The sequence below is a fragment of the Cellulomonas sp. URHE0023 genome (assembly GCF_000688475.1).
GTDB lineage: Bacteria > Actinomycetota > Actinomycetes > Actinomycetales > Cellulomonadaceae > Cellulomonas.
On sequence record NZ_JIAN01000008.1, the window covers coordinates 154,228 to 179,078 of the forward strand.

The 24,851-nt window shown below is 71.6% G+C and carries 26 protein-coding genes and 1 tRNA gene; 18 read left to right on the forward strand and 9 right to left on the reverse strand.

Features of this window, described 5'->3' with window-relative positions; translation table 11 throughout:
* Window positions 1-15 precede the first annotated feature (15 nt).
* The 5 genes from N553_RS0115835 to eno all read left to right on the forward strand — a co-directional run bounded on the left by N553_RS0115835 (window position 16) and on the right by eno (window position 5,644).
* Window positions 16-612, forward strand: coding sequence for a hypothetical protein (locus N553_RS0115835; protein ID WP_028047342.1), 597 nt, complete (start codon window positions 16-18; stop codon window positions 610-612).
* Window positions 613-635: 23 nt separating this feature from the next.
* A complete protein-coding gene (locus tag N553_RS0115840; protein ID WP_028047343.1) occupies window positions 636-1,277 on the forward strand; it encodes a MazG family protein in 642 nt (213 codons plus the stop codon).
* 53 nt (window positions 1,278-1,330) lie between these two features.
* Entirely contained in the window at window positions 1,331-2,872 is a 1,542-nt protein-coding gene (locus N553_RS0115845) for a Re/Si-specific NAD(P)(+) transhydrogenase subunit alpha (protein ID WP_028047344.1), read from the forward strand.
* 1 nt (window position 2,873) lies between these two features.
* The gene (gene pntB / locus N553_RS0115850; protein ID WP_028047345.1) at window positions 2,874-4,256 is read left to right on the forward strand and encodes a Re/Si-specific NAD(P)(+) transhydrogenase subunit beta; all 1,383 of its coding nucleotides are present in this window, start codon (window positions 2,874-2,876) and stop codon (window positions 4,254-4,256) included.
* Window positions 4,257-4,363: 107 nt separating this feature from the next.
* Window positions 4,364-5,644 carry a phosphopyruvate hydratase gene (gene eno / locus N553_RS0115855; RefSeq protein WP_028047346.1) on the forward strand — a complete coding sequence of 427 codons (1,281 nt, stop codon included), beginning with the start codon at window positions 4,364-4,366 and terminating at the stop codon, window positions 5,642-5,644.
* Window positions 5,645-5,761: 117 nt separating this feature from the next.
* Here eno and N553_RS0115860 read toward each other — a convergent pair whose 3' ends face one another.
* Window positions 5,762-6,271 (reverse strand): hypothetical protein, encoded by a 510-nt coding sequence (locus tag N553_RS0115860; RefSeq protein ID WP_197030104.1) that lies wholly within the window; start codon window positions 6,269-6,271, stop codon window positions 5,762-5,764.
* On the opposite strand from N553_RS0115860, the gene N553_RS23095 reads away from it, so the two are divergent.
* The 7 genes from N553_RS23095 to N553_RS0115895 all read left to right on the forward strand — a co-directional run bounded on the left by N553_RS23095 (window position 6,246) and on the right by N553_RS0115895 (window position 11,609).
* A complete protein-coding gene (locus N553_RS23095; protein WP_034623043.1) occupies window positions 6,246-6,680 on the forward strand; it encodes a septum formation initiator family protein in 435 nt (144 codons plus the stop codon). The two genes, N553_RS0115860 and N553_RS23095, sit on opposite strands and share 26 nt — an antisense overlap.
* A 24-nt stretch (window positions 6,681-6,704) precedes the next feature.
* Entirely contained in the window at window positions 6,705-7,208 is a 504-nt protein-coding gene (locus N553_RS0115870) for a DUF501 domain-containing protein (protein WP_028047348.1), read from the forward strand.
* Window positions 7,209-7,248: 40 nt separating this feature from the next.
* Entirely contained in the window at window positions 7,249-8,202 is a 954-nt protein-coding gene (locus N553_RS0115875; protein ID WP_028047349.1) for a Ppx/GppA phosphatase family protein, read from the forward strand.
* Between the two features lie 208 nt (window positions 8,203-8,410).
* The gene (locus tag N553_RS0115880) at window positions 8,411-8,740 is read left to right on the forward strand and encodes a PadR family transcriptional regulator (RefSeq protein WP_028047350.1); all 330 of its coding nucleotides are present in this window, start codon (window positions 8,411-8,413) and stop codon (window positions 8,738-8,740) included.
* Complete coding sequence (locus tag N553_RS0115885) at window positions 8,737-9,849, forward strand: hypothetical protein (protein WP_028047351.1); 1,113 nt, start codon at window positions 8,737-8,739, stop codon at window positions 9,847-9,849. The genes N553_RS0115880 and N553_RS0115885 overlap by 4 nt, the downstream gene beginning before the upstream one ends.
* Before the next feature lie 118 nt (window positions 9,850-9,967).
* Window positions 9,968-11,464 carry an NAD(P)/FAD-dependent oxidoreductase gene (locus tag N553_RS0115890; RefSeq protein WP_028047352.1) on the forward strand — a complete coding sequence of 499 codons (1,497 nt, stop codon included), beginning with the start codon at window positions 9,968-9,970 and terminating at the stop codon, window positions 11,462-11,464.
* 71 nt (window positions 11,465-11,535) lie between these two features.
* Window positions 11,536-11,609 (forward strand) — tRNA-Leu (locus N553_RS0115895).
* Window positions 11,610-11,615: 6 nt separating this feature from the next.
* On the opposite strand, the gene N553_RS0115900 is transcribed toward N553_RS0115895, so the two are convergent.
* The 3 genes from N553_RS0115900 to N553_RS0115910 all read right to left on the reverse strand — a co-directional run bounded on the left by N553_RS0115900 (window position 11,616) and on the right by N553_RS0115910 (window position 14,389).
* The gene (locus N553_RS0115900; RefSeq protein ID WP_028047353.1) at window positions 11,616-12,479 is read right to left on the reverse strand and encodes a siderophore-interacting protein; all 864 of its coding nucleotides are present in this window, start codon (window positions 12,477-12,479) and stop codon (window positions 11,616-11,618) included.
* Between the two features lie 105 nt (window positions 12,480-12,584).
* Window positions 12,585-13,454, reverse strand: a complete 870-nt coding sequence (locus N553_RS0115905) for an ABC transporter permease subunit (RefSeq protein WP_028047354.1) — start codon at window positions 13,452-13,454, stop codon at window positions 12,585-12,587.
* Complete coding sequence (locus N553_RS0115910) at window positions 13,451-14,389, reverse strand: ABC transporter ATP-binding protein (protein ID WP_028047355.1); 939 nt, start codon at window positions 14,387-14,389, stop codon at window positions 13,451-13,453. The genes N553_RS0115905 and N553_RS0115910 overlap by 4 nt, the downstream gene beginning before the upstream one ends.
* 209 nt (window positions 14,390-14,598) lie before the next feature.
* Here N553_RS0115910 and N553_RS0115915 point away from each other — a divergent pair, with 209 nt between their 5' ends.
* Both N553_RS0115915 and N553_RS0115920 read left to right on the forward strand, forming a co-directional pair.
* The gene (locus N553_RS0115915) at window positions 14,599-15,423 is read left to right on the forward strand and encodes a Bax inhibitor-1/YccA family protein (RefSeq protein WP_028047356.1); all 825 of its coding nucleotides are present in this window, start codon (window positions 14,599-14,601) and stop codon (window positions 15,421-15,423) included.
* Window positions 15,424-15,635: 212 nt separating this feature from the next.
* Window positions 15,636-17,012 carry a cystathionine beta-synthase gene (locus N553_RS0115920; protein WP_028047357.1) on the forward strand — a complete coding sequence of 459 codons (1,377 nt, stop codon included), beginning with the start codon at window positions 15,636-15,638 and terminating at the stop codon, window positions 17,010-17,012.
* A gap of 15 nt (window positions 17,013-17,027) precedes the next feature.
* On the opposite strand, the gene N553_RS23100 is transcribed toward N553_RS0115920, so the two are convergent.
* Both N553_RS23100 and N553_RS0115930 read right to left on the reverse strand, forming a co-directional pair.
* Window positions 17,028-17,591 (reverse strand): TetR-like C-terminal domain-containing protein, encoded by a 564-nt coding sequence (locus N553_RS23100; RefSeq protein ID WP_028047358.1) that lies wholly within the window; start codon window positions 17,589-17,591, stop codon window positions 17,028-17,030.
* A complete protein-coding gene (locus N553_RS0115930; RefSeq protein ID WP_028047359.1) occupies window positions 17,584-18,444 on the reverse strand; it encodes an alpha/beta fold hydrolase in 861 nt (286 codons plus the stop codon). Before N553_RS0115930 ends, N553_RS23100 begins: the two co-directional genes overlap by 8 nt.
* Before the next feature lie 108 nt (window positions 18,445-18,552).
* Here N553_RS0115930 and N553_RS0115935 point away from each other — a divergent pair, with 108 nt between their 5' ends.
* The 4 genes from N553_RS0115935 (at window position 18,553) to N553_RS0115950 (ending at window position 21,703) form a co-directional block, all read left to right on the forward strand.
* Window positions 18,553-18,960 carry an FKBP-type peptidyl-prolyl cis-trans isomerase gene (locus N553_RS0115935; protein WP_028047360.1) on the forward strand — a complete coding sequence of 136 codons (408 nt, stop codon included), beginning with the start codon at window positions 18,553-18,555 and terminating at the stop codon, window positions 18,958-18,960.
* A gap of 47 nt (window positions 18,961-19,007) precedes the next feature.
* Entirely contained in the window at window positions 19,008-19,823 is an 816-nt protein-coding gene (locus N553_RS23105) for a MerR family transcriptional regulator (protein ID WP_034622872.1), read from the forward strand.
* 44 nt (window positions 19,824-19,867) lie between these two features.
* Window positions 19,868-20,767: a transglutaminase-like domain-containing protein gene (locus N553_RS23110; RefSeq protein WP_034622878.1), complete on the forward strand. Its 900-nt coding sequence runs from the start codon at window positions 19,868-19,870 to the stop codon at window positions 20,765-20,767.
* Window positions 20,768-20,863: 96 nt separating this feature from the next.
* Window positions 20,864-21,703, forward strand: coding sequence for a hypothetical protein (locus tag N553_RS0115950; protein WP_156043869.1), 840 nt, complete (start codon window positions 20,864-20,866; stop codon window positions 21,701-21,703).
* A gap of 33 nt (window positions 21,704-21,736) precedes the next feature.
* On the opposite strand, the gene N553_RS0115955 is transcribed toward N553_RS0115950, so the two are convergent.
* The 3 genes from N553_RS0115955 to msrA form a co-directional block, all read right to left on the reverse strand.
* On the reverse strand, window positions 21,737-22,987 hold the full coding sequence (locus N553_RS0115955; protein ID WP_028047362.1) for a D-arabinono-1,4-lactone oxidase: 1,251 nt from the start codon (window positions 22,985-22,987) through the stop codon (window positions 21,737-21,739).
* The gene (locus tag N553_RS23115; protein WP_034623050.1) at window positions 22,984-23,808 is read right to left on the reverse strand and encodes a CPBP family intramembrane glutamic endopeptidase; all 825 of its coding nucleotides are present in this window, start codon (window positions 23,806-23,808) and stop codon (window positions 22,984-22,986) included. The genes N553_RS0115955 and N553_RS23115 overlap by 4 nt, the downstream gene beginning before the upstream one ends.
* 282 nt (window positions 23,809-24,090) lie before the next feature.
* Window positions 24,091-24,759 (reverse strand): peptide-methionine (S)-S-oxide reductase MsrA, encoded by a 669-nt coding sequence (msrA, locus tag N553_RS0115965; protein WP_028047363.1) that lies wholly within the window; start codon window positions 24,757-24,759, stop codon window positions 24,091-24,093.
* Window positions 24,760-24,851 lie beyond the last annotated feature (92 nt).

A 24,851-nucleotide genomic window follows, 5' to 3' on the forward strand; every position in this document is an offset into this window, starting at 1 on the left:
ACGCAGGAGGTCTCGGTGACGGTGCACGGCAGGCGCTCGGTGGTGGGTGCCCTCATGGCTCTCGTGACGGCAACGGTCCTGTCGGCCTGCGCCGGGCAGCCCGGTGCGGCGGCCGTCGTCGACGGGACCGGCATCCCCGCCTCGGACGTGCAGGTCGTCCTCGACGAGCTCGGCCCGTACGTCCAGGGTGCGTCGCCGGCGGCGATCCTGGGTGTGCTCGTCATCGAGCCCACGGTCACCGAGATGGCTGCCGAGGCGGGCGTCGCAGCATCCGACGAGGACGCCGAGGCGTTCCTCGACCAGGTCGTCCAGCAGACGACACCGGACGCGCACCCCACCTTCAGCCCAGCGTCGCTGGCGATCGCCCGGTACTTCGCCGCCGTCACCAACCTCGCGAGCCTCTCGAGCCAGGAGCAGGTGACCGCCGACATCACCGAGCGTGTCGCTGACCTCGACGTGGAGGTCAACCCGCGGTTCGCCACGCTCGGCAAGGGCAACACGATCACCGATCCCGTCCCCCCGGCCTGGGTCATCGACCCGGCGACCCAGGGCGGCGCGTCGAGCGGCGAGCCCGGTGACGGCCCGGCGCCCAGCCCGTCGGCCACGCCCTGAACGCCGCCTCCGTCCCTGACCCGGTGACCGATGCGCTGCGCGACCTCGTGCGCGTCATGGACCGTCTCCGCTCGCCGGGCGGCTGCGCGTGGGATGCCGAGCAGACGCACGAGTCCCTCGTGCCGTACGCCCTCGAGGAGGCGTACGAGCTCGCGGAGGCAATCGAGACCGGTGACCGGACCGGGTTGCGTGAGGAGCTCGGCGACGTGCTGCTGCAGGTCGTGTTCCATGCGCGCATCGCGGCAGAGGACCCGCAGGACCCGTTCGACGTCGACGACGTGGCCGCCGACCTCGTCGCGAAGCTGGTCCGCCGCCACCCGCACGTGTTCGAGACCGCGGCCGTCGAGGCGGAACGATCAAGCCCAGACCTGCACGTCCAGTGGGACAAGCTGAAGAACTCGGAGAAGTCGCGGGCCTCGGCCCTGGACGGCATCCCGATCGCCCTGGGCGCGCTGGCACGGGCGCAGAAGGTCGCGGACCGAGCGGCGCGTGCGGGCCTCGACGTGTCGGCCCCCGACGGCACCGACGGTGACCTCGGGGCGCGGCTGCTCGCACTCGTCCTGGAGGCGCGCGCCACCGGGGTGGATGCCGAGGGTGCCCTGCGCCGGACGGCGGCCGCATGGGAGCACGCCCTGCGGGCGCAGGAGCCGACGACCGCACCCTGAACGGCACGACCTCGGACGCCACCCCCGGCTTGACGACGAAGGAGCGCATCGCGATGCAGATCGGCATCCCGACGGAGAGTCGGGTGGGTGAGCGGCTCGTGGCGGCGACGCCCAAGACGGTGGCCCAGCTCGTGGGCCTCGGTTACGACGTGGTCGTCCAGCGAGGTGCCGGTGACGGCGCCACGTTCGACGCTGCGGCCTACGAGGCGGCCGGTGCGCGCACGGTCGACGCGGCCGAGGTGTGGGCCAGCGACGTCGTCGCCAAGGTGAACCCGCCCACGAGCGCCGAGGTGGAGACCCTGCGGCCCGGAGCGACCCTCGTGGCGATGCTGGCACCGGCAGCTCGACCCGAGCTGGTCGAGCAGCTGCACGAGCGCGGAGTGACGGCGCTGGCGCTGGACGCGGTGCCCCGCGTCTCCCGGGCGCAGTCTCTGGACGTGCTCAGCACGCTGTCCAACGTCGCCGGCTACCGTGCGGTCGTCGAGGCGGCTCAGGTCTACGGCGGGATGTTCACCGGTCAGGTCACGGCAGCCGGCAAGACGCCCCCGGCCCGGGTGTTCATCATCGGCGCGGGCGTCGCGGGACTCGCGGCGATCGGGGCGGCCGGCGCCATGGGGGCCCGCGTCCGCGCGTTCGACGTCCGGCCCGAGGTCGGAGAGCAGATCGAGTCGATGGGTGCGACCTTCGTCCAGGCGGAGGCGGCGCAGCAGGCCGTGAGCGCCGACGGCTACGCGAGTGCCCTGACGGCCGAGCAGGAAGAGCTCACGGCGCAGATGTACGCCGCCGAGAGCGCCGACGCGGACATCGTCATCACGACCGCGCTCGTGCGCGGGCACGCGCCGACGACGATCACTGCCGCGATGGTTGCCGGGATGCGGGCGGGAAGCGTGATCGTCGACCTGGCCGCGTCGGGCGGGGGCAACTGCGAGCTCACGGTCCCCGGACGGACCGTGGTGAGCGACAACGGCGTGACGATCGTCGGGGACACCGACCTGACGAGCCGGATGCCGCAGCACACGTCGCAGCTCTTCGGCACCAACATCGTCCACCTGCTCCAGCTGCTCACCCCGGACAAGGACGGTCAGCTCGTGCTGGACCTCGACGACCCTGTCGTGCGCGGCATGACGGTGACGCGAGCCGGTGAGGTGCTCTGGCCACCTCCGCCCGTGCAGGTGTCGGCCGCCCAGCCGGCACCGGCTGACGCTGCCGGCCCGACGCCCCAGGAGCGTGCCGCGGACGCCGCCCGGCGCAAGCAGCGCGGCTCGGTCGCCCTCGCGCTCGTCGCCGTCCTGGTGATGCTCGGGGTCTCGTTCGCCCCTGCCGCGTTCCTCGGGCACTTCACGGTGTTCGTGCTCGCGGTCATCGTCGGCTACTACGTCATCTCGAACGTCAGCCACTCCCTGCACACGCCCCTGATGGCACAGACCAACGCCATCTCCGGGATCATCCTCGTCGGCGCCCTGCTCCAGATCGGCGACGACAGCGCCCTGGTGACCACGCTCGCCGTCGTGGCCGCGTCGGTCGCGAGCATCAACGTCTTCGGGGGTTTCCTCGTCGCGAACCGCATGATCCGCATGTTCCGGAAGGACGCCTGACGTGCCTCAGTCCCTCGCCCAGGCCGTCTACCTCCTCGCCGCGGTGCTCTTCGTGCTCAGCCTCGCGGGTCTGTCCAAGCAGGAGACGGCCCGACGCGGCAACCTCTCGGGCATCGTCGGCATGGCGCTCGCGCTGGCCGCGACGGTCGCGCTCGCGCTGGACCACTCCGAGCGGCCGGTCGCGGTCACGGGCTCGCTGATCCTGCTCGTGCTCCTCGTCGGCGCGACGGTCGGGACCTGGCAGGCCCGCCGGGTCGAGATGACGCAGATGCCCGAGCTGATCGCGGTGCTGCACTCGTTCGTCGGTCTCGCGGCGGTGCTCGTCGGCTACAACTCGTTCCTCACCGAGCCTGCGGACCCGGCACACCTCGTCGAGGTGTTCCTCGGCGTCCTGATCGGCGCGGTGACGTTCACGGGCTCGATCGTCGCGTACCTCAAGCTCTCCGCACGGATGCGCTCGGCTCCGCTCTCGCTGCCCGGCCGCAACTGGCTCAACCTCGCCATGGTGGTCGTGTGCGGTGGGCTGCTGGCGTGGTTCCTGGTGACGCACGGCGTCCTCCCGCTGCTGCTCATGACTGCCGTCGCGCTGGCTCTCGGCTGGCACCTGGTGGCGTCCATCGGCGGCGGTGACATGCCCGTCGTCGTCTCGATGCTCAACTCCTACTCGGGGTGGGCAGCCGCAGCGGCGGGCTTCATGCTCGGCAACGACCTGCTCATCGTCACCGGCGCCCTGGTCGGGTCCTCCGGTGCGATCCTCAGCTGGTTCATGTGCCGGGCCATGAACCGGTCGTTCGTGAGCGTGATCCTGGGCGGGTTCGGCACCGAGGGCGGCACGGTCGTGTCCTCGGACGGCGTGGTCGGCACGCACCACGAGATCACTGCACCCGGCGTCGCCGAGCTGCTCCTGGGCGCCCGCACCGTCGTCATCACGCCGGGCTACGGCATGGCCGTCGCCAAGGCGCAGTACCCGGTGGCCGAGCTCGTGGGGAAGCTGCGCGCACGAGGGATCGAGGTGCGGTTCGGGGTGCACCCCGTCGCGGGGCGGCTCCCGGGCCACATGAACGTGCTGCTCGCGGAGGCGCGGGTGCCCTACGACATCGTGCTCGAGATGGACGAGATCAACGGTGACCTCGCCGAGACGGACGTCGTGCTCGTCATCGGCGCGAACGACACGGTGAACCCGGCGGCGGTCGACGACCCCTCCTCCCCGATCGCCGGGATGCCTGTCCTCGAGGTGTGGAAGGCCGCCCAGGTCGTCGTGTTCAAGCGGTCGATGGCCACCGGGTACGCGGGCGTCCAGAACCCGTTGTTCTTCCGGGAGAACACCTCGATGCTCTTCGGCGACGCCAAGGTCCAGGTCGAGCAGATCATGCTCGCCGTGTGAACGTTCCGGGAATGGGCGACGTCCAAGGCCGAAGGGCTCTACTCGGGGTACCACCCGGCGGCACTAGGGTGAGGTCGTAAACCCACCCGCTCGTCGAAGGAGCTCCCATGGCCAGCATCGAGGCCGTCGGCGCCCGCGAGATCTTGGACTCGCGCGGCAACCCCACTGTTGAGGTCGAGGTTGCCCTCGACGACGGCACCATTGCTCGCGCCGCTGTGCCCTCGGGCGCGTCGACCGGTGCGTTCGAGGCTGTGGAGCGCCGCGACGGCGACTCCGCCCGCTACCTGGGCAAGGGCGTCGAGGAGGCCGTGAACGCGGTCATCGACGAGATCGCCCCCGAGCTCATCGGCTTCGAGGCCACCGAGCAGCGTCTGGTCGACGCCGCGCTGATCGACCTCGACGGCACCGCGAACAAGGGAAAGCTCGGCGCCAACGCGATCCTCGGCGTCTCGCTCGCCGTGGCCAAGGCCGCCGCCGACTCCGCCAACCTGCCGCTGTTCCGCTACATCGGCGGACCCAACGCGCACGTGCTGCCCGTCCCGATGATGAACATCCTCAACGGTGGGTCGCACGCCGACTCCAACGTCGACATCCAGGAGTTCATGGTCGCGCCGATCGGTGCCACGACGTACCGCGAGGCCCTGCGCAGCGGCGTCGAGGTCTACCACTCGCTCAAGTCCGTGCTCAAGGGCAAGGGCCTGTCCACGGGCCTCGGCGACGAGGGCGGCTTCGCCCCGAACCTGGCCAGCAACCGCGAGGCGCTCGACCTGATCCTGGTCGCCATCGAGAAGGCCGGCTTCACGCCCGGCGTCGACCTGGGCCTGGCGCTCGACGTTGCCGCGACCGAGTTCTTCAAGGACGGCGCCTACCAGTTCGAGGGCAAGTCGCTGTCCAACGCGGAGATGTCGGCGTACTACGAGCAGCTCGTCGCGGACTACCCGCTGGTCTCCATCGAGGACCCGCTGTCCGAGGACGAGTGGGAGGGCTGGAGCCACCTGGTCTCGACCATCGGTGACAAGGTGCAGATCGTCGGCGACGACCTGTTCGTCACCAACCCGGAGCGCCTGCGCAAGGGCATCGAGCTCAAGTCGGCCAACTCGCTGCTGGTCAAGCTCAACCAGATCGGCACGCTCACCGAGACGCTGGACGCTGTCGAGCTCGCGCAGCGCAGCGGCTTCACGACGATGACCTCGCACCGCTCCGGCGAGACCGAGGACACCACGATCGCGGACCTGTCCGTGGCCACGAACGCCGGCCAGATCAAGACCGGTGCCCCGGCCCGTGGCGAGCGCATCAACAAGTACAACCAGCTCCTGCGCATCGAGGAGGAGCTGGACGACGCCGCGGTGTACGCGGGTCGTTCGGCGTTCCCCCGCTTCAAGGGCTGACGCGACGCGACAGGCCGGTCACCCCGCACCTTGGGGTGGCCGGCCTTCGTGATGCCACGGGCCCATCGACGCGGTTGCCGGGTCGTTCCCGGCGGTAGCCCGGTCGACGCCCTTCGGCTACATCCCGGCGCGCCCGCACGGAGCGGGGTCCGGCAGGGTCGGCCCGCGTCGGGGCAGAATCGCACCCATGTCTGCCCCTCGACGTCCGGCGTCCCCGAGCGCGCGGCCTCGGCGCACGACGCCGCGCAGGGGTACGAGCACGGCGTCCGGCGCGCCGCGCGTCGACCCGGCGCCCCCGGGAGACGGCGGTTCCCCGACGGTGGCCCCGCGCGCGTCGTCGCCGTCGCCTGGTCCGGCATCGTCGCCGACCCCACGCCTGATGGCGCCGACGCCGCCACGGCCGGCGTCGCCGAAGCCGCCGCGCGCGTCATCGCCGAAGCCGCCGCGCGGGTCCGGGCCGTCGGCCTCCCGGCCCTCGTCGGCGTCGCGACCCGCGGCGACCCGACCCGCGACCCGCGGGAACCCGACGACACCCCCGCGCGGCACCGCGCGCGCGGAGCAGGTGCAGGTCGCCGTGCCGCGGCTGTTCACGGTCCGGGCGATGGTCTTCGCGTGCGTCCTCCTCATCGCGTTCGTGCTGGTGTACCCGACCCTGAACTCCTACCTGCGGCAGAAGTCGGAGGTCGAGCAGCTGCGGGCGCAGGTCGCCGCCGCCGAGAAGCGCAACGAGGACCTGCAGGCAGACCTCGACCGGTGGAACGACCCTGCCTACGTGGCGACGCAGGCCCGCGCGCGGCTCTCGTTCGTGCTGCCCGGCGAGAAGGCGTTCCGCGTGGTCGACCCGGAGACGGTCCCGGACAGCGTCGCGGCGACCGACCAGGGACCGGCCGCGACCCTCGACGCCGGTGAGACCAGGCCGTGGTACGCGTCGGTGTGGGAGTCGGTGCAGGTGGCGGGCGAGACGCCGGTGGCCGCGACGCCGGATGCGTCCGTGCCGGGCGACAATGGGTCGTCGGCCCCGTCGTCCGGTGGCTGACGCACCCGACGGAACGGAACCCCTGTGACACGCACGCCCCTCGACGCGGTGACCGACCAGGACGTCGCGGTCCTGGCCGAGCAGCTGGGTCGCCCACCTCGCGGAGTGGTCGGGATCGCCGCCCGGTGCATCTGCGGTCGGCCCCTCGTCGTCCGCACGGCCCCGCGCCTGGACGACGGCACGCCGTTCCCGACGACGTACTACCTGACGTCTCCGCCGGCGGTCGCCGCGGTGAGCACGCGCGAGGCCACGGGTCTCATGAAGGAGCTCACCGCTCGCCTCGCTGCCGACGAGGATCTCGCCGCGGCGTACCGGCGTGCGCACGAGGCGTACCTGGCGGACCGCGAGGACCTCGGGCACGTCGAGGAGATCGCCGGCATCTCCGCGGGTGGCATGCCGACGCGCGTCAAGTGCCTGCACGTGCTGGTCGGCCACGCGCTCGCCGCGGGCCCAGGTGTCAACCCGATCGGCGACGAGGTCCTCGCCCTCATCCGCGACGAGTGGCGCCCGGACCGCTGCACCTGCTGACCCCACGCGGCGCCCACCCCGGGGATGCGAGGATGGGTCCGTGACGCGTGTGGCTGCCATCGACTGCGGGACCAACTCGATCCGGTTGCTGGTGGCGGACGTCGATCCGGTCGCCGGAACCCTGGTGGACCTGGACCGGCGGATGGAGGTCGTCCGGCTCGGTCAGGGCGTGGACCGCACCGGCCGGATCGCCCCGGAGGCCCTCGAGCGGACGCTCGACGCGGCCAGGCGCTACAACGACATCTGCACCGGGCTGGGCGTCGAGGCCGTGCGGTTCGTCGCGACGTCGGCGTCCCGTGATGCCGAGAACCGCGCGGACTTCGTCACCGGTGTGCGCGAGGCGCTCGGTGTGGAGCCCGAGGTCGTGGACGGGACCGAGGAGGCCGAGCTGTCCTTCCGGGGTGCCACGGGGGTGCTCGCCGGCAGCCACCCGGGACCGTTCCTCGTGGTCGACCTGGGCGGCGGCTCGACGGAGCTCGTCCTGGGCACGGACTCGGTCGAGGCGGCGTACTCGATGGACGTCGGGTGCGTCCGGCTGACCGAGCGGCACCTGCACACGGACCCCCCGACCAGCGCGGAGATCGCCCGGTCACGCTCCGACGTCGCGGCGGCCCTCGACACGGCGTCCGCGCACGTCCCGCTCGGCAAGGCGGTCACCCTGGTGGGCCTCGCCGGCACGGTGACCACGGTGACGGCTCATGCCCTGGGACTGGCCGCCTACGATTCGCAGGTCATCGACGGCTCGGTGCTGTCCGTCGAGGCCGTGCTGGCTGCCTGCGACGACCTGCTCTCCCGCAACCACGCGGACCGGGCTGCGCTCGGGTTCATGCACCCGGGGCGCGTCGACGTGATCGGCGCGGGCGCCCTGGTCTGGCGAGAGGTCGTGAGCAGGGTCCGCGACGAGGTGGCACGGGCCGGGGGAGCGTTGACCTCGGTGGTGACGTCGGAGCACGACATCCTCGACGGCATCGCGTGGAGCGTCGCGCAACGCTGAGCGCCAGGTCGCGGGCACCGAGCCGTCAAGGGCCGCGTCCGCGCGCCGCCGGCCGTCCACAAACGATCCGGCGGCTTTCGGTGGCGTGTCGTGGACGGTAGTGCGCAGTGTGTACTACCGTCGCGTCTGCGGGAGCTCGGAGGGGGCTCCCGCACCACACGCTCGCCGGCACCGTCGTGCCGGCGCGGGCGATACCCAGGGAGGTCGCATGGACACCACCCAGCTGCTCAAAGGAGTGCTGGATCTGGCCGTGCTCGCCGTCGTCAGCGACGAGGACGGGTACGGGTACGACGTCGTGCGGCGCCTCCGGTCGGCGGGCATCGAGGAGGTCGGGGACGCGTCGGTGTACGGGACGCTTCGCCGTCTCTACTCGTCCGGCGCACTGACCTCGTACGTCGTCCCGAGCGACGAGGGGCCGCACCGCAAGTACTACGGGATCAACGCCCAGGGGCGGGCGATGCTCGACGCGCAGAGCAAGGAGTGGCAGGAGTTCGCGGGCACGATGGGGCGCCTGCTCGGGACGGAGGCCGTGCGATGAGCATCACCACAGAGGTCTGGGACGTCGACGAGTACGCGGCAGCGGTGCGTCGCGCGCTCGTCGGGCTCGGGCCGGAGCAGATCGAGGACCTGACGGACGACCTGGAGGCGGACCTCGCCGACGCGCTCGCGGACGAGCGGCACAACGCGCACGGTCGCAGCCTGCTCGAGCAGTTCGGTCCGCCGCAGGAGTACGCGGCCGAGCTGCGGTCGGCGGCAGGGCTGGCGCCGGTGGTCGTCGAGCCGCGCCACCGCACGATGCGCGACTGGCTGGGGGCGCCCTTCGTGGCGATGAGAGCGGGCGGCGACAGGGCCCTCGCCACGCTGCGAGGACAGTCCTTCTGGCCGCCCGTCGAGTCGTTCCTCGTCGCGCTGCGGCCGTTCTGGTGGATCGCTCGCGCGTGGACCGGGTACCAGGCGGCGATGTACTTCGCAGGCGCCACGACCCTGCGCTGGCTGCCACGCGGCGTCCTCATGTGGGTGCTGCTGGGGACCGCGGTCGTGCTCAGCGTCCAGTGGGGCCGTGGCGTGTGGTTCCGTTCGGGCGCCCTCGCCTGGATCGCCCGCGCAGCCAACGTGTTCGCCGTGGTCGCGCTCCTCCCCGTGGTCGTCAGCCTGCAGGGCCAGACCCAGAGCTGGGAGTCCGCCTACAACAGCTCGGGCTACGGGCCCGTGCAGACCGAGGTCGTCTACCAGGACACACCCATGGACGGCGTCGTCGTCGACGGGATGCAGGTGAGCAACCTGTTCGCCTACGACGCCGAGGGCAACCCGCTGACCGACGTCCAGATCTTCGACGACCGTGGCCGACCCGTGCGCACGACCTTCGACAACGGCTCGGGCGAGTGGTTCTTCCCTGAGACCCAGGAGCCGTGGTCGTTCGTCAGCCGCGCCGACGAGGACGGCCGCCAGCGCTGGAACGTGTACCCGCTCAAGGGGGCGCCCACCTCGGAGTTCACGTTCGCCGACGACGGCACGCACGCGTTGACGGGCACCTCCGTACCGTCGATCCCGCCCCGGCCGTTCGCGAAGGCGCCGGCCCTCGACGCACCCGCCGACTCCTCCGTGGCTGCCGACTCGGTGGTGCCGACGACCGCTCCGACGCCCTGAGTCGCACGACGGCGCACGGGCCCGACGTGCGCCGTCTCACACTCTCTGAGCGCCCACTGTGCGCATCGTCACCGGCTGAGGTAGGGCGTCGGACGGGCCACGCCGCTACCTTTGAGGTATGCCTTCCTCATCCTCGGACCTCGCCAGCCCCCAGGCCGCCGCGGAGACGGCAGCCACGACGCAGGCCGCGCCCGCCAAGCCGCGCAAGGTGCCCCGCGTCGTCGTGCTCGGCGGCGGAACCGTGGGCCTCTACACCGCCCGCCGGTTGCACAAGCGCCTCGGCAAGCGCGAGGCGGCCATCGTCGTCGTCGACCCGCGTCCGTACATGACGTACGCCCCCTTCCTGCCCGAGGCGGCAGCCGGGTCGATCGACGCGCGCTGGGTGGTCGCGCCGCACCGTCGCGCGCTCAAGGGCGTCGACGTGCTGCAGGGCAAGGTCAGCCAGATCAACCACGCGGAGCGCACGGTCGAGATCACGCCCGAGGAGGGCGAGGCGTACTGGATCACGTACGACCACCTCGTCGTCGGCCTCGGTGCTGTTGCCCGCACGCTGCCTATCCCGGGCCTGGCGGAGGTGGGCATCGGCTTCAAGAACGTCGAAGAGGCCATCGCGCTGCGCAACCACGTGCTCAACCGCATCGACGTGGCCGCCAGCACCTGGGACCCGGACCTGCGCAAGCGCATGCTGACGTTCGTGTTCGTCGGCGGCGGGTTCGCCGGCGTCGAGGCGCTCGGTGAGGTCGAGGACATGGCGCGCGCCGCGGTGAAGTACTACAAGGCCATCGAGCAGGAGGAGCTGCGGTTCGTCCTGGTCGAGGGTTCACCGCGCATCCTGCCCGAGGTCAGCGAGGAGCTGGGCGGGTACACGCTCGAGGTCCTGCGCAAGCGCGACATCGAGATCCACCTCTCGACGTTCCTGAGCAGCTGTGTCGACGGCCACGTCGTCCTGTCGAACAAGATGGAGTTCGACGCCGAGACGATCGTCTGGACCGCCGGCGTGAAGGCCAACCCGGTGCTGCGGAACTCGGACCTGCCGCTGGACAAGATGGGCCGCCTCATCTGCAACGCGTACCTCCAGGTCGCGCAGGAGGACGGCACCGTCGTCGCGGACGCCTACGGCGCCGGTGACTGCGCCGCCGTCCCGGACCTGTACAACCCGGGCCAGTTCTGCCCGCCGAACGCCCAGCACGCGCTGCGTGAGGGGAACCACCTCGGCGACAACCTGGCGCGCGTCCTGCGTTCGGCGCCGCTGACCGAGTACAAGCACAAGAACGTCGGTGCCGTCGCCTCGCTGGGGATGTACAAGGGCGTCGCGCAGATGTTCGGGCGGATCAAGGTCAAGGGATTCTTCGCCTGGGTGCTGCACCGCACGTACCACGTCGCCGCGATGCCCACCTTCAACCGCAAGATCCGCATCGCTGCCGGCTGGACCGGGGCCCTGCTCCTGCGTCGCGAGGTCGTCGCGATGGGCAGCCTGCACGACCCGCGCGCCGAGTTCCGCGCCGCGTCCGTGCCGCCCAAGCCGCGCGCCGTCGACGTGGGCGAGGCGCTGCCGCCGCAGAAGGCCGAGCCCGGCTCGCCTGCCGAGAAGTCGACGAAGGCCGCCACGGCCTGAGACGCCACGAACGAGCCCCCGGTCCCTGTGGGCCGGGGGCTCGCTCGTTCCCTGGCAGGATTGCGGCGTCCGCCCCCGTAGCCCAACTGGCAGAGGCAGCCGGCTTAAACCCGGCACAGTCCGGGTTCGAGTCCCGGTGGGGGCACACTCGTCAGACGAGGCCTGCGGCTGCCTCGGACTGCTCGATGGTGGCGAGCCACTCGCGCTTGGTCGCACGCCAGCCCTCGTCGTCGGCACCCAGACGCCAGTAGCCGGAGACGGAGAGCTGGTCGCGCGCGACGCCGCGCTCGTTGCGCAGGTGCCGCCGCAGCTCTCGGACGGAACCGGCCTCACCGTGCACGAAGGCGCTCACGGGTTGCGGCAGCGGTGGGAGGGCGGCCACGGAGTCGATGAGACCGAGGCCGGGGACGCCGAAACCCTGGTGCACCCAGTGCACGAGCACACCCGCCGGAGCGGCGAGCGGGATCTCGTCCTCGGGCCCGTGGACCTCGACGACGGCGTGCCCGACCGCGTCGGGAGCCAGCCGTTCGAGCGCGACGGCGATCGCAGGCAGGGCGCTCGCGTCCCCGGCGAACAGGTAGGACGCCGCGGTCGGGTCGGGCGACCAGGCCCCGCCCGGGCCGACGACGAGCACCTCGTCGCCGATCGTCGCGCACTCTGCCCAGGGGCCGGCGACGCCCTCGTCACCGTGCACCACGACGTCGACCGTGAGCTCGCCGTCAGCGAACGCCCGGACGGTGTACGAGCGCTGCCGGGGCTGAGCGTCGGGGGGGAGCGCGGCGCGGACCGCGTCGAGGTCGAGGCGCCCGTCAGGTCCCAGCGGACGCGGGGTGCCTGCAGGCAGGAACATGAGCTTGACGTAGGAGTCGGCGTGGGGCGACGGCTGGAACCCGGCCAGGCCGGGTCCGCCGACCACGAGCCGGACCATCGTCTCCGAGATCTTCTCCGTACGGACCACCTCGGCGACGAACGGTGCGGGGCGGGTCTTGGCCTTCTGGGCCGGAGAGTCGGTCATCGGTGTCCTTCGTCGTGGTCCTTCGTCGGTCGAGCTCGCCCCACGCTAACCCGGGGAACGACGAAGGGGCGGTCCGCAGTCGGACCGCCCCCCGTCGGACGTGCGTCAGGCGTCGCGCTTCTTGAGCAGGACAGACGCCGCGGTGAGGGTCAGGACGATCCACAGGAGCAGAACGCCGTAGCCCTGCCATGCCGAGAGGTCGGCGCCGATGGGCGAGCTGGCCGCGGCGTCGGCGAGCTGCGCGTCGGTCTGGGTGACCTGCTGCCCGGCGACGCCGGGCAGGAACGGGAACATGTACGTGAGCGGCTTCCACGGGATCGCGGAGAACAGGATCGGCGCGACGAGCAGCAGGCCGAGCACGGTTGCCACCGCCGCGGCCGAGTGCCGCAGGAGCGCACCCAGCGCGAACGCGAACAGCGCGATCGTCGCGAGGTACAGCGCGGTGCCGCCGAGTGCTCGGAGCGTCTGCGCGTCCGACCAGTCGATGGAGAAGTCCTTGCTGTCGAAGAACAGGGCCTGCAGGACCGCCGAGACCGCCAGCGCGACGACGGCCGCGAACAGCACCGACACCATGAGCACGATGGCCTTGGACCACAGCACCGGGAGGCGCTTGGGCACGGCCGTCAGGCTCGAGCGGATCATCCCGGTGGTGTACTCGCTGGTGATGGTCAGAGCGCCAAGGACCGCCAGGGCCAGCTGGGCGAGCGTGACGGCGACGGCGAAGGGACCGAGCGCGTCCGCGGCCTGCGAGGCGGGCGGACCACCCTCTGCCTCGGACGGCGCGTTGACGAACGCGAGGCTGATCAGGACGACCAGGCTGATCGTCGCGAACAGGAAGATCCCGAGCGTCCAGATGGTCGAGCGGACGGACCAGAACTTGATCCACTCGCTGCGCAGCAGGTGCGGGAACGACAGCTTGCCCTTGGGGGCGGCGACGGCCGGGGTGGTCGTCGGGGTGGCGACTGCGGTGCTCATCGGGAACCCTCCTGCGTGAGCTCGGCGGGGACCTCGGACGAGTGGTACTCGACCGAGTCCTGCGTCAGGGACATGTAGGCCTCCTCGAGCGAGCCGGAGACCGGCGTCAGCTCGTGCAGGACCACGCGGTTGCTGGCGGCCAGCTCGCCGACCTGGATGGACGTGGCGCCGCTGACCACGAGGACACCCGGCTCATCGGACGTCACGCTCACGCCCGGGCCTTGCAGGAGGGCCGCGAGGTCGGTCGCCTGCGGCGACACCACCCGGACGGTCTCCTCGGTGGCCTGGGCGATCACCGTCGCCGTCGGACCGTCGGCGATGATCTTGCCGCGGCCGATGACGAGCAGGTGGTCGGCCGTGACGGCCATCTCGCTCATCAGGTGGGAGGACAGGAACACGGTCCTGCCCTCGGATGCGAGGTAGCGCACCAGGTTGCGTACCCACAGCACACCCTCCGGGTCGAGCCCGTTGACCGGCTCGTCGAGGATCAGAGTGCGAGGGTCGCCGACCAGGGCCGCCGCGATGCCGAGCCGCTGCCCCATGCCGAGGGAGAAGCCCCCGACGCGGCGCTTGGCGACGGCGTCGAGGCCGGTCATCTCGATGACCTCGTTGACGCGCTTGTCACCGATGCCGTGCGTCGCCGCGATCGCGCGCAGGTGGTTCCGCGCGCTGCGCCCGGTGTGGACCGCCTTGGCCTCCAGGAGCGCTCCCACCTCCGTGAGCGGTGAGTGGTGCTGCGCGTACGGCTTGCCGTTCACGACCACGGAGCCACCCGAAGGGCGGTCCAGACCCATGATCATGCGCATCGTGGTGGACTTGCCGGCGCCGTTCGGGCCCAGGAACCCGGTCACCCGGCCTGGCTGCACGGTGAACGTGATGCCGTCGACGGCGGTCTTCGGCCCATACCTCTTGGTCAGACCTTGTGCCTCGATCATTTCCAGATCCTCAAATCGTCGGGAAGCAGGTGTCGAACTGCCGAGACCGACCCTAGGTGCGGGCGGCGACAGCGTGCATCGGCCCATGGGAGGAGGGCGACACTCCGTTCGGAGGATGCGATGCGTCGCGTGGAACGATCCCGTACCCCGGACCGTTCGCTACGGTGACAGACTTGTACAAACGCGCCCGATCCGTCCAGGAGGACGCCATGGCCAACCCGATCTTCGACAACAGTCCGGTCTTCCAGGACCCGGTGCAGCGCAAGGGGCAGAAGACGCCGGCCCCGAACGGCGGCGTCACGTACGCGACGACCGGTGCAGCCGCGACGGACGCAGCCTCACTCGAGGCCCTCTACGGCTCGCCTCCGGCGACCACGCGCGAGACGGGCCGGATGACGTACGACGACGTCATCATGAAGACCGCCGGTCTGCTGACGGTGCTCGTCGTCGTCGCCGCCGCGACCTGGGCGTTCGCTCCGCAGCTCTGGTTCGTCGGCGCGATCGTCGGCCTGGTGCTGGGCCTCGTCAACGCGTTCAAGCGGGAGCCGAGCCCCGCGCTGATCCTTCTGTACGCCGCGTTCGAGGGGATGTTCCTCGGCGGCCTCAGCAAGTTCTACGAGGAGCAGTGGAACGGGATCGTCGGGCAGGCCGTGCTGGCCACCTTGTCGGTGTTCGTCGTCTCGCTCTTCCTGTTCAAGTCCGGCAAGGTGCGCGTGACGGACAAGTTCCGTCGCACGGTGCTGCTGGGCCTGGTCGGGTACTGCCTGTTCTCCCTGGTCAACGTCGTGGCGTGGTTGTTCAACCCGGGGAGCACGTTCGGCCCGCTGCGGTCGGGCTGGCTCGGCGTCGCCGTCGGTCTCGTCGCCGTCGGGCTCGCTGCGATGAGCCTGATCATCGACTTCGACTCGATCAAGCGGGGCGTCGACAAGGGTGTCCCGGCCAAGCTCGCCTGGGTGGCTGCGTTCGGCCTCGTCGTGACGCTCATCTGGCTGTACCTCGAGCTCCTGCGTCTCCTCGCGATCTTCCGCAACTAGCTCACGTCAGCACCCCCGGGCCGGCCCGGCCCGGGGGTTTGGCCTGCGTGCCGGCGTTCTCGTAGCCGGCGGCGACACGCGCAGACGCGCTGGCCGACGTCCGGCGTCGGAGTGCGCCGTGTCCCGAGATGCCCTGCCGACCACGCGGGTGCGAAGATCGCGCTCGGGGCAGTCGCGTGTCCGCTGCCCGTTCCCGGACGCATCGGAGCATCGTGAAGTACGCGCAGCACATCTCGGAGCTGGTCGGCGGCACCCCGCTCGTCAAGCTCACCACCGTCACCGACGGCCTGGCCGCGACGATCCTCGCCAAGGTCGAGTACATGAACCCCGGCGGCTCCGTGAAGGACCGGATCGCCCTCAAGATGATCGAGGCGGCGGAGGCGTCCGGCGAGCTCAAGCCCGGCGGGACCATCGTCGAGCCGACGAGCGGCAACACGGGCGTCGGGCTCGCGCTCGTGGCCCAGCGCAAGGGGTACCGCTGCGTGTTCGTGTGCCCCGACAAGGTCAGCCAGGACAAGCGCGACGTGCTGCGGGCCTACGGCGCGGAGGTCGTCGTGACGCCCACGGCCGTCGCGCCGGACCACCCCAGCTCCTACTACTCGGTGTCGGACCGCCTGGTGCAGGAGATCCCGGGCGCGTGGAAGCCGAACCAGTACGCCAACCCGAACGGGCCGGCGAGCCACTACGCGTCGACCGGACCGGAGATCTGGGCGGACACCGAGGGCCTGGTGACGCACGTCGTGGCGGGCGTCGGGACGGGTGGCACGATCACCGGGACCGGCCGCTACCTGAAGGACGTCTCCGACGGACGGGTCATGGTGATCGGCGCGGACCCCGCCGGTTCGGTGTACTCCGGTGGGGACGGTCGGCCGTACCTTGTCGAGGGTGTCGGCGAGGACTTCTGGCCGACGGCCTACGACCCCTCGGTGCCCGACGAGATCATCGCCGTCTCGGACGCGGACTCGTTCGCCATGACCCGCCGGCTGGCACGTGAGGAAGGGCTGCTGGTCGGCGGCTCGTGCGGGATGGCTGTCGAGGCGGCGCTGCGCTTCGCACGGCGGCTCACGCCGCAGGAGCAGGCCACGGCAGTCATCGTCGTGATCCTCCCCGACGGTGGCCGCGGCTACCTGTCCAAGATCTTCAACGACTCGTGGATGCGGTCCTACGGGTTCCTGGCCGCCGCCGAGGGTGCGAGCGTGGCCGACGTCCTGCGCACGAAGACGGGAGAGCTTCCCGACCTGGTGCACACGCACCCCAACGAGACGGTCCGTGACGCGATCGAGATCCTGCACGAGTACGGCGTCTCGCAGATGCCGGTCGTCGGGGCGGAGCCGCCCGTCAAGATCGGCGAGGTCGCGGGGTCCGTGAGCGAGCGTGTCCTGCTCGACGCGGTGTTCTCGGGCGAGGCCGAGCTCGCCGACCGCGTGGACCGCCACATGTCGCCAGCGTTGCCGCTGATCGGGTCGGGGGAGAGCGTGCAGTCCGCGCGTGAGGCCCTGCAGAAGGCGGACGCCCTCATGGTGGTGGACGACGGGTCGCCCGTCGGAGTCCTCACGCGGCACGACCTGCTGGGGTTCCTGGCGCGGTGACCCAGGTCGGTCTGGTCAGACGACGAGTCTGGCCAGACCCCCGACCAGTCCGTCGATGAGGAACGCGAAGCTCTCGTCGACGTCCTCGGGCATCCCGAACCCACCCGCCAGCTCGAGCACGACGAAGCCGTGCACCGCGGCACGGACGGCTCGAACGGCGTCGATCCGGTTCTCGACGGGTACCCCGAGGGCGTCGACCGCGCGGGCCAGGTCCTCGACCACTGCTGCGCCCGCCTCCTGGACAGCTCTCGCTGCCGGGTCGTCGATCCAGGTGGTGCCCTGGACCGCGTCGTACCGACCTGGCGTCGCACGCGCGTAGGCGCGCGTCGCGTGGCCGATCGCCGAGAGCGTGCCGCAGTCCTTGATCGCCGCCGCGAACTCCTGGACGCAGACGAGCGCCACCTCCCGGCGCAGGCCCGGCAGCCCTTCGACGTGCTTGTACAGGCTGGGGACCGCCACGCCCGCACGGGCCGCGACGGCCGCGAGCGTGAGGTCGGCGAAGCCTGCCGGGCCTCCGTCGTCGACCACGGCGAGAGCCAGGTCGACGACCGAGGCCCGGTCGAGGCCGGCCCTAGGCAAGTGCCTCGGCCGCGAACGCCGAGCCGGTGCGGGGCAGCGATGCGAGGAACGCGATCGTGTCGTCGACGACCACCTTCGCCGCCTGGTGCTCCGGGTGGTGTCCGACCTCGGGGATGAGGGTGACCTCGGCGTCGATCGCCGAGCGGAGCCACAGCGCCTCGGCGGCCGGGTCCTTGTAGTCGGGGTCCACGGTGCCGAGGAAGGCGATGGTCGGCGCGACGACCTCACCCAGGCGTGCCTCGACGGGTGCGTGCGTGAGCTGGAGTGCCAGGTGCCGGAAGGACCGCAGGTACCCAGGTCGCGTGAGCGACGCCTTGATGTCCGCGACGTGCTCGTCGAGCCACGGGCTCTGGGTGCCTCGCGAGAAGTAGGTGCGGTACAGGCGTGCCCAGAGGGCGGCGCCCCACGGGCGTCCCAGGGCCACGCGGACGAGGCCGTGCGTCGTGGCCGTGACCGCAGCCGATGCCGGCGGGTCCCGCAGGAGCGGACCGGTGAGGACCAGCCCGGCGACGAGGTCGGGTCGCTCGGCGGCTGCCCACGCCGCGGAGGCAGCGCCCATCGAGTTCCCCCCGACCACGGCCGGGCCGCCCAGGTGCTCGACGAGCGCGACGATGTCCTGGCCCGTGACCACGTCGCCGTGCGTCGCGAACGTCGTGTCCGAGTCGCCGTGGCCGCGCAGGTCCATGCACGCGACCCGATACCCGGCATCGGTCAAGGGCCCGGCGACGTCGCGCCATGCGGTGCGCAGGTCACCCATGCCGGGGACGAGGACGACCAGCGGCGCGTCGGGAGTGCCGTGGACCGTGTATGCGATCCGCCCCTCGGGGCGGCTGATGAACTGGACTGTGCTCATACAAGAAAGCTAATGCCATTAGCCAACGGCGTCAAGCCCTGCGATTCGGCACGTGTCAGGGTGGCGCGGCAAGATGGGCGGGCACTGTCATCCACAGAAGGAGTTGTCATGTCCGCAGCGCTGCCCGAGGTCTCGGGTTCCTTCGGCGAGAAGCCGGTCCTGACGTTCCCGGCGGGGTCCCCGTCCGGCGAGCTGGAGATCTCGGTCCTCTCCCGCGGCGACGGCGCGCTCGTCGAGGCCGGCGACGACATCGAGGTGCACTACCTCGGTCAGGCCTGGAACGGTGGCGTGTTCGACAACTCGTACGACCGCCGCTCGTCGATCAGCTTCGGCATCGGCGTCGGCCAGGTCATCGCGGGCTGGGACCAGGGTCTCGTCGGCCAGCAGGTCGGCTCGCGCGTGCTGCTCTCGATCCCGTCCCACCTGGGCTATGGCGACCGCGGCGTCCCGCAGGCCGGCATCAAGGGCGGGGACACGCTCGTCTTCGTCGTCGACATCGTGGGCACCACGCACTGAGCCGATGAACGACAGGCCCCCGCTGCGTCCGGTGGCGGGGGCCTGTCGTGTCTGAGCTCGCGATCGGGGAGTTCGCCCGCCGCTGCGGGCTGTCGCTCAAGGCGCTGCGGCTCTACGACGCGCGCGGTCTGCTGCCGCCGGTCCGTGTCGACGAGGCGACCGGCTACCGGTTCTACTCGCCCGAACAGCTCGAACGTGCGCACACGATCGCCCTCCTGCGTCGTCTCGACATGCCGCTGACCACCATCGCCGAGGTCCTCGCACAGCCGCCGGAAGGCGTCGGCGCGACGCTGCGCGGATGGTGGCGTGAGCGCCGCCGAGAGCTGTCTGAGCGCGGCCCGGAGGTCGACCTGGTCCTGACGTCGCTCGGAGCAGACGCCTCGCTCCACGCGACGGGGCGGTTCGGCGTGGACGACGTGGTCGTCACCGACCAGCCGGCCCGGTCGGTCGCGAGCCTCCAGCAGAACGTGGTCCAGGACGACCTCGTGGCGACGATCATGGCGGACGTCACCGAGCTGCGCGGTTTCCTCGGCGCCGCAGGTGCGCACTTCGGGGCCGAGTACTGGGTCCTGTTCCACGGCGCCGTCGGCTTCGACGGCGACGGTCCGGTCGAGGTCTGCGTGCCGTACGAGGGGCTCGTCGCACCCGCAGGATCCGTCCACCTCCGGCACGAGCCGTCGCACAGGCTCGCGTACGTACCGGTGACCGCCGCCGACTGCCGGTACCCCGAGATCATCGCCGCCTACGTGGCGCTCGAGACGTGGCTCGTGGGGCGCGAGACGGCAGGTGCCGTGCGGGAGGTCTACCCCGTCCCGTGGTCGGACGACGCGGTGGTCGTGCACGTCGCACAGCCGATCCGGTGACGACTGCTTGACCCTGCCCCTGGGGCAGACGCGAGGCTGGCCGCATGCCGAGCCTCGAGGACTACGCCAGCCAGAGCCCGTTCAGCGACCCCGGACCGCACGCCGGGCTCCTCGCCGGTCTGCCGACGGACACCGCGTCCGTCCAGCAGGCGGCCTGCAACGCGATCATCCACTACCGCGGCGGCGCGGAATGGCTGTTCGACGGACAGGCCGAGGACATCGACCTGCGCTGGCTGTCGGACATCCTCCGAGTGACGCAGGAACGGTCGACCTCACCGCTCACCCAGTCCCGTCCTGCGCACCAGCAGGTGGCCGGCTGCTGCCGCGACCACACGCTGTTCGCGATCTCCGTGCTGCGCCAGCACGGGATCCCCGCGCGCAGCCGCGTGGGCTTCTCGGCATACTTCCGGCCGGGGTTCCACCACGACCACGTCGTCGCAGAGCGGTGGGACGGCGGCCGCTGGGTGCGGTTCGACCCGGAGCTCTCGGACCCGGACTGGCCGTTCGACACGCACGACCTGGCGACCGGGGTCGGTGCGCCGTTCGAGACCGCGGCCGAGGTGTGGCTGGCGCACCGCTCGGGCGCTGATGTGTCGACCTACGGCGTCGACCCGTCACTCCCGCACCTGTGCGGGTCGTCATTCGTGCGCGAGTACGTGGTGGTCGAGCTCGCACACCGGCAGCGCGACGAGCTCCTGCTGTGGGACATGTGGGGTGACACGCTGCCGGACACCCCTCGCTCCGCCGCGGAGCTCGATGCGCTCGCCGACGGGATCGCCGCCCTGCTGGTGGCGGCGGACGCCGGTGACGAGACCGCCGAGAAGGAGCTCGAGGAGCGCTACACCAGCGACCCGCGCCTGCGTCCGGAGCGCGTGGTCACGACGTCGCCGAGCGGGCGGGTGGGAGACACCGATCTCGACGCGCGGGTCACGCGCTGGCGTTGACGGCGTCCACTGCGCTCGCGGCCCGACGGCGGCTGCGGTCTCACGGCGAGGTCCGTGGATGCCCCCAGGGGCCGGCTGCCGTGCGACGATCGGCCGGTGCGACCGCCAGCTGTGCTCCGGAAGGTCCGCGCGGGTCTCGTCGTGGCCGCTGCGGCGCTCCTCCTCCTTGCCGGGTGTGCGTCGGTCGCGACGTCCACCGATGACGCCACCACGCCGGGAACCGCCGGCACGCCGGGAACCGCCGGCACGCCGGCGCCCGACTGGGGGCTCTCGCAGGCGGACGTCACGGCGGTGCGTGCAGGGACGGACCCGGCCACGGTCGTGCTCAGCACCGTGCAACCGGTGGCTCAGGAGTGCGCGGGCGACCCGCAGGTCGAGGTCACCGTCGAGGACGGCCGGATGTTCGTGACGGTCGCAGCGCCCGTGTCGCCCGACACCCGGCAGATGGGCGGTCACTGTGCCGACGGCACCGCTGTCGGCGAGGTGGACCTCGAGGTGGGGCCGACGTCGTCCCGCCCTGCGGTGCTCGTGCTGAACCGTGCCGCGTGGGAACCCGACACGGCCGGTGGCTACCAGCCGTGCGACCCGAACCTCGGATGCGGGACGCCGCCGGCCGACCCGTGCGACGGGTACCTGGCCACGTTCGTGTCCGGGCTCGACGTGCCCCAGCACACCTGGCAAGGCATCGAGGCGTGCGACGGGACGTGGCTCGTCTACGCGGTGGACCCGGCGGCTGCGTTGTGCGGCCCGGCGCACTACGGGGACGCGGCGTGCGACGTCCCGTCGCAGCTGCGCTACGCGATCCTGCGTTTCGACCCGTCCGCCCGCGCCTGGCAGCTGCAGGACTGGGTGAGCGCCGAGCACACGTGTGCGCAGGTCCGCCAGACCCTGACGGAGCTCCCCGACGCGATGTGCGTCGACGTCGAGCAGCCCTGACCCTCCACCGGGCCACGGCCGGCGGAGGGCGGGTCAGTCCTGCAGGACGTGCCGGTCCAGGAACGCGTTCCGGAACACGCCGTCCGGGTCGGTCCGGGCGACCAGGGACCGGAAGTCGTCCCAACGCGGGTAGAGGCGCGCGAGAGACCGGTCGTCGTCGGCGAAGAGCTTGCCCCAGTGGGGGCGGGCCTCGAAGGGGGCCAGCGCCGCCTCGATCGTCGGGAGCAGGGCGGCCACCAGGGTCTCCTTGGGGTGCCAGGTGAAGTGGATGCCGACGCGGTCGCCGCCGGACGCCGTGGAGAGCCAGAGGTCGTCGCCGGCGATCGTGCGGATCTCGCTGACCTGCAGCAGCGGTGCGATCTGATCGGAGAGGGCGCGGACCGCCTGGAGCGCGTCGACGGCGCTGGAGCGGGGCACCAGGTACTCGGACTGCAGCTCGGCTCCGTTGCTCGGCGTGAAGTCGAGCCGGAAGTGCGGCAGGCGCTCGTGCCACGGGCCGGCCGACGCGAGCTGCGCGGTCGTGTGCACGGGGTCGATGCCCGGCAGCGGATGTCTCTGGGCGGTGGCCGGGGTCGCTCCGTGGAAGTCGGCGCGCGGCTCGAACGACGGCGACACCCGGGTCTTGCGCCAGACCTGCTGGATGCTCGACCCACGCCAGTCGGTGAACAGGCTCACGGAGCCGGCGCTCGAGGTCACCTCGTCCAGGTTGGCCAGGGCGGCCTCCCAGGGCAGCTCCTCGTGCACCTCTTGCGCGACCTCGTACGTGTGCTCGATGTCGAGGGTGACCTCCACCGCGATCCCGAGCGCGCCGAGTGCGACGACCGACCCGGCGAAGTCGTCGTCGCCGCGGACGACGGACCGCAGGGACCCGTCGGGCGAGACGAGCCGCAGACCGCAGACCGCGGCCGCCAGGTTCTGCGACCGGTCGCCAGAGCCGTGCGTGGCCGTCGCGATCGCACCCGCGACAGAGATGTGCGGCAGCGACGCCAGGTTGCCGAGCGCCCAGCCGGACTCGTGGAGCTCTTCGGCGAGCGTGCCGTACCGGGTTCCGGCCGACACCGTGACGGTCCGCGCGTCCGGGTCGATCCGGACCGACGACGGCAGCCCGTCCAGGGCGACGAGCGTGCCCGGTCCGTCGGCAAGGTCGTTGAAGCAGTGACGTGTCCCGAGCGCCCGGACCTGCGGCGACGACGCCACGATCTGCGACAGCTCCTCGACGCTGCGCGGATGCTGCACGACGGGCGCGAGGTAGGCGTAGTTGCCGGCCCAGTTGGTGAGGGTCACGGACTCACCGTAGGCGCCGTGACGAAGATGTCGAACAGGGCGGCATCGTGCGCGTGCACCAGGACCATGAACACGAACAGGTCGAACAGGAGGTGCACGCAGACCACGTAGGTCAGCGACGTGGTCCGTCGGAAGATCCAGCCCTGGACCAGTGCGAACGGGATGGTCAGCACGGGGCCCCAGGACCGGTAGCCGAGCTCCCAGAGGAAGGACACGAACACGGTTGCCTGCAGGAGGTTGGCGAGCCAGAACGGGAAGTGGGTCCGCAGGAGCGCCAGCACGATGCAGATGAAGAACAGCTCGTCCCAGATCCCGACGGCGTTCACGCCGACGAACAGCCGGGCGACGTCGCCAGGACCGTCCAGGGGCGGCCAGTTCCGCCAGACGCCCGAGCCCAGGAAGTAGACCGGCAGGATCAGGTAGGCGAAGACCGCGACGGCGACCAGGTACACCGCCTGCCACCGGTCCCAGCGGCGACCGGTGCGGACCGGGAAGTGGATGGCGTCGTCGTGGAACGCTCGGCGCGAGAGCAGCACCGGCACCAGCACCGCGAGGCCGAGTGCCACGGTGAACCGCAGCATCCCGGCGTTCGACAGGTCCGCGTGCAGCGAGATCGAGCTGACGATCGTGATGCCGAGTGCGACCAGCCCGAGGTCGCGCCCCAGCCGACGGTCGACCAGGAGCGCCAGGGCGACCCCGAGCACCAGCGGGACGTACCCGGCCGGGCGGACGTGCACCGCGAAGATCAGGATCGCGGACCCGCAGACGAGGGCCGCGGCGGGCAGGCGCAGCGCCGCGCTCCCGCTCGCCCGTCCGCTCACCTCGGACAGTCTGGTGCCCGACCGGCCCTGCCCGCCGGACGAGCCGGCGGGACGCGACGTGTCGCCGCCTGGACCGTGGTCCAACGCCGCGTGGACCGACGTGGACCGACGACCGGCGCGCTCGGTAGGTTCACCACGGACCGGTTGGCGTCAGCGTCGACGCCCTCCGGCCGACAGAGCCAGCTGGCAGGCGGCCGGTCACCCGCCGAGGGGGAACCGCACCGGCCCCGCGTCGGGTGGACGGCCGACCGCGGGGGCGAGTCGGCTGTCCACCCGATGGGCTCAGGCGCCGGTGGGACGCGGGCAGCTGGCACCCGTCGCGTGCACCGGGCAGTACCCGGCGGGGTTCTTGTCCAGGTACTGCTGGTGGTAGCCCTCGGCGTAGTAGAACGGGCCGGCATCGTCGGCGGAGCGGATCTCCGTCGTGATGGCTCCGAAGCCCCGCTCGGTCAGGCGCGGCTGGAAGTCTGCGAGCGTGCTGCGCGCGGCCAGCTCCTGCTCGGGCGTGGTGGTGTAGATCGCGGAGCGGTACTGCGTACCGGCGTCGTTGCCCTGCCGGTAGCCCTGCGTCGGGTCGTGGTTCTCCCAGAACGTGCGGATCACGTCACCGGCGGACACGGCGGCCGGGTCGTACGCGACCAGGACGATCTCGGTGTGCCCCGTCTGACCGGTGCAGGTCTCCTCGTAGGTCGGGTAGGGCGTGAAGCCGCCCTGGTAGCCGACGGCGGTCGTCACGACGCCCGGCAGGTTCCAGAAGGTCTTCTCCGCGCCCCAGAAACAGCCCATCGCGAGGTAGATGACCTCGGTGCCCTCGGGCCACGGGCCCTGCAGGGGGGTGCCGAGGACGGTATGGGTGGTGGGGATCGTGTACGCATACGCGTCGCGGCCCTTGAGCGCCCGCTCAGGGGTCACCATCGTGGTCTTGAGGGCGGATCCGAACAGCCAGTTCATGGTCTTGGTCCTCTCCGGGAGCCGGTGGTCACCTGTGCTCCCGGCGTGTGCAACGGTGCAGGTGCGGCCCGTGTTCCCGCGCTCGGCTCGCC

Bases quoted from the DNA above. Each gene is read 5' to 3' on its own strand.
- N553_RS0115935 (WP_028047360.1), top strand. From the start codon at position 18,553: ATGTCCGCAGCGCTGCCCGAGGTCTCGGGTTCCTTCGGCGAGAAGCCG.
- N553_RS0115905 (WP_028047354.1), bottom strand. From the start codon at position 13,454: ATGAGCACCGCAGTCGCCACCCCGACGACCACCCCGGCCGTCGCCGCC.
- N553_RS0115915 (WP_028047356.1), top strand. From the start codon at position 14,599: ATGGCCAACCCGATCTTCGACAACAGTCCGGTCTTCCAGGACCCGGTG.
- N553_RS23110 (WP_034622878.1), top strand. From the start codon at position 19,868: ATGCCGAGCCTCGAGGACTACGCCAGCCAGAGCCCGTTCAGCGACCCC.
- N553_RS0115885 (WP_028047351.1), top strand. From the start codon at position 8,737: ATGAGCATCACCACAGAGGTCTGGGACGTCGACGAGTACGCGGCAGCG.
- N553_RS0115930 (WP_028047359.1), bottom strand. From the start codon at position 18,444: ATGAGCACAGTCCAGTTCATCAGCCGCCCCGAGGGGCGGATCGCATAC.
- eno (WP_028047346.1), top strand. From the start codon at position 4,364: ATGGCCAGCATCGAGGCCGTCGGCGCCCGCGAGATCTTGGACTCGCGC.
- msrA (WP_028047363.1), bottom strand. From the start codon at position 24,759: ATGAACTGGCTGTTCGGATCCGCCCTCAAGACCACGATGGTGACCCCT.
- N553_RS0115845 (WP_028047344.1), top strand. From the start codon at position 1,331: ATGCAGATCGGCATCCCGACGGAGAGTCGGGTGGGTGAGCGGCTCGTG.
- N553_RS0115860 (WP_197030104.1), bottom strand. From the start codon at position 6,271: ATGAGGAGGACGCACGCGAAGACCATCGCCCGGACCGTGAACAGCCGC.
- N553_RS23095 (WP_034623043.1), top strand. From the start codon at position 6,246: ATGGTCTTCGCGTGCGTCCTCCTCATCGCGTTCGTGCTGGTGTACCCG.
- N553_RS0115910 (WP_028047355.1), bottom strand. From the start codon at position 14,389: ATGATCGAGGCACAAGGTCTGACCAAGAGGTATGGGCCGAAGACCGCC.
- N553_RS0115880 (WP_028047350.1), top strand. From the start codon at position 8,411: ATGGACACCACCCAGCTGCTCAAAGGAGTGCTGGATCTGGCCGTGCTC.
- N553_RS0115900 (WP_028047353.1), bottom strand. From the start codon at position 12,479: ATGACCGACTCTCCGGCCCAGAAGGCCAAGACCCGCCCCGCACCGTTC.
- N553_RS0115890 (WP_028047352.1), top strand. From the start codon at position 9,968: ATGCCTTCCTCATCCTCGGACCTCGCCAGCCCCCAGGCCGCCGCGGAG.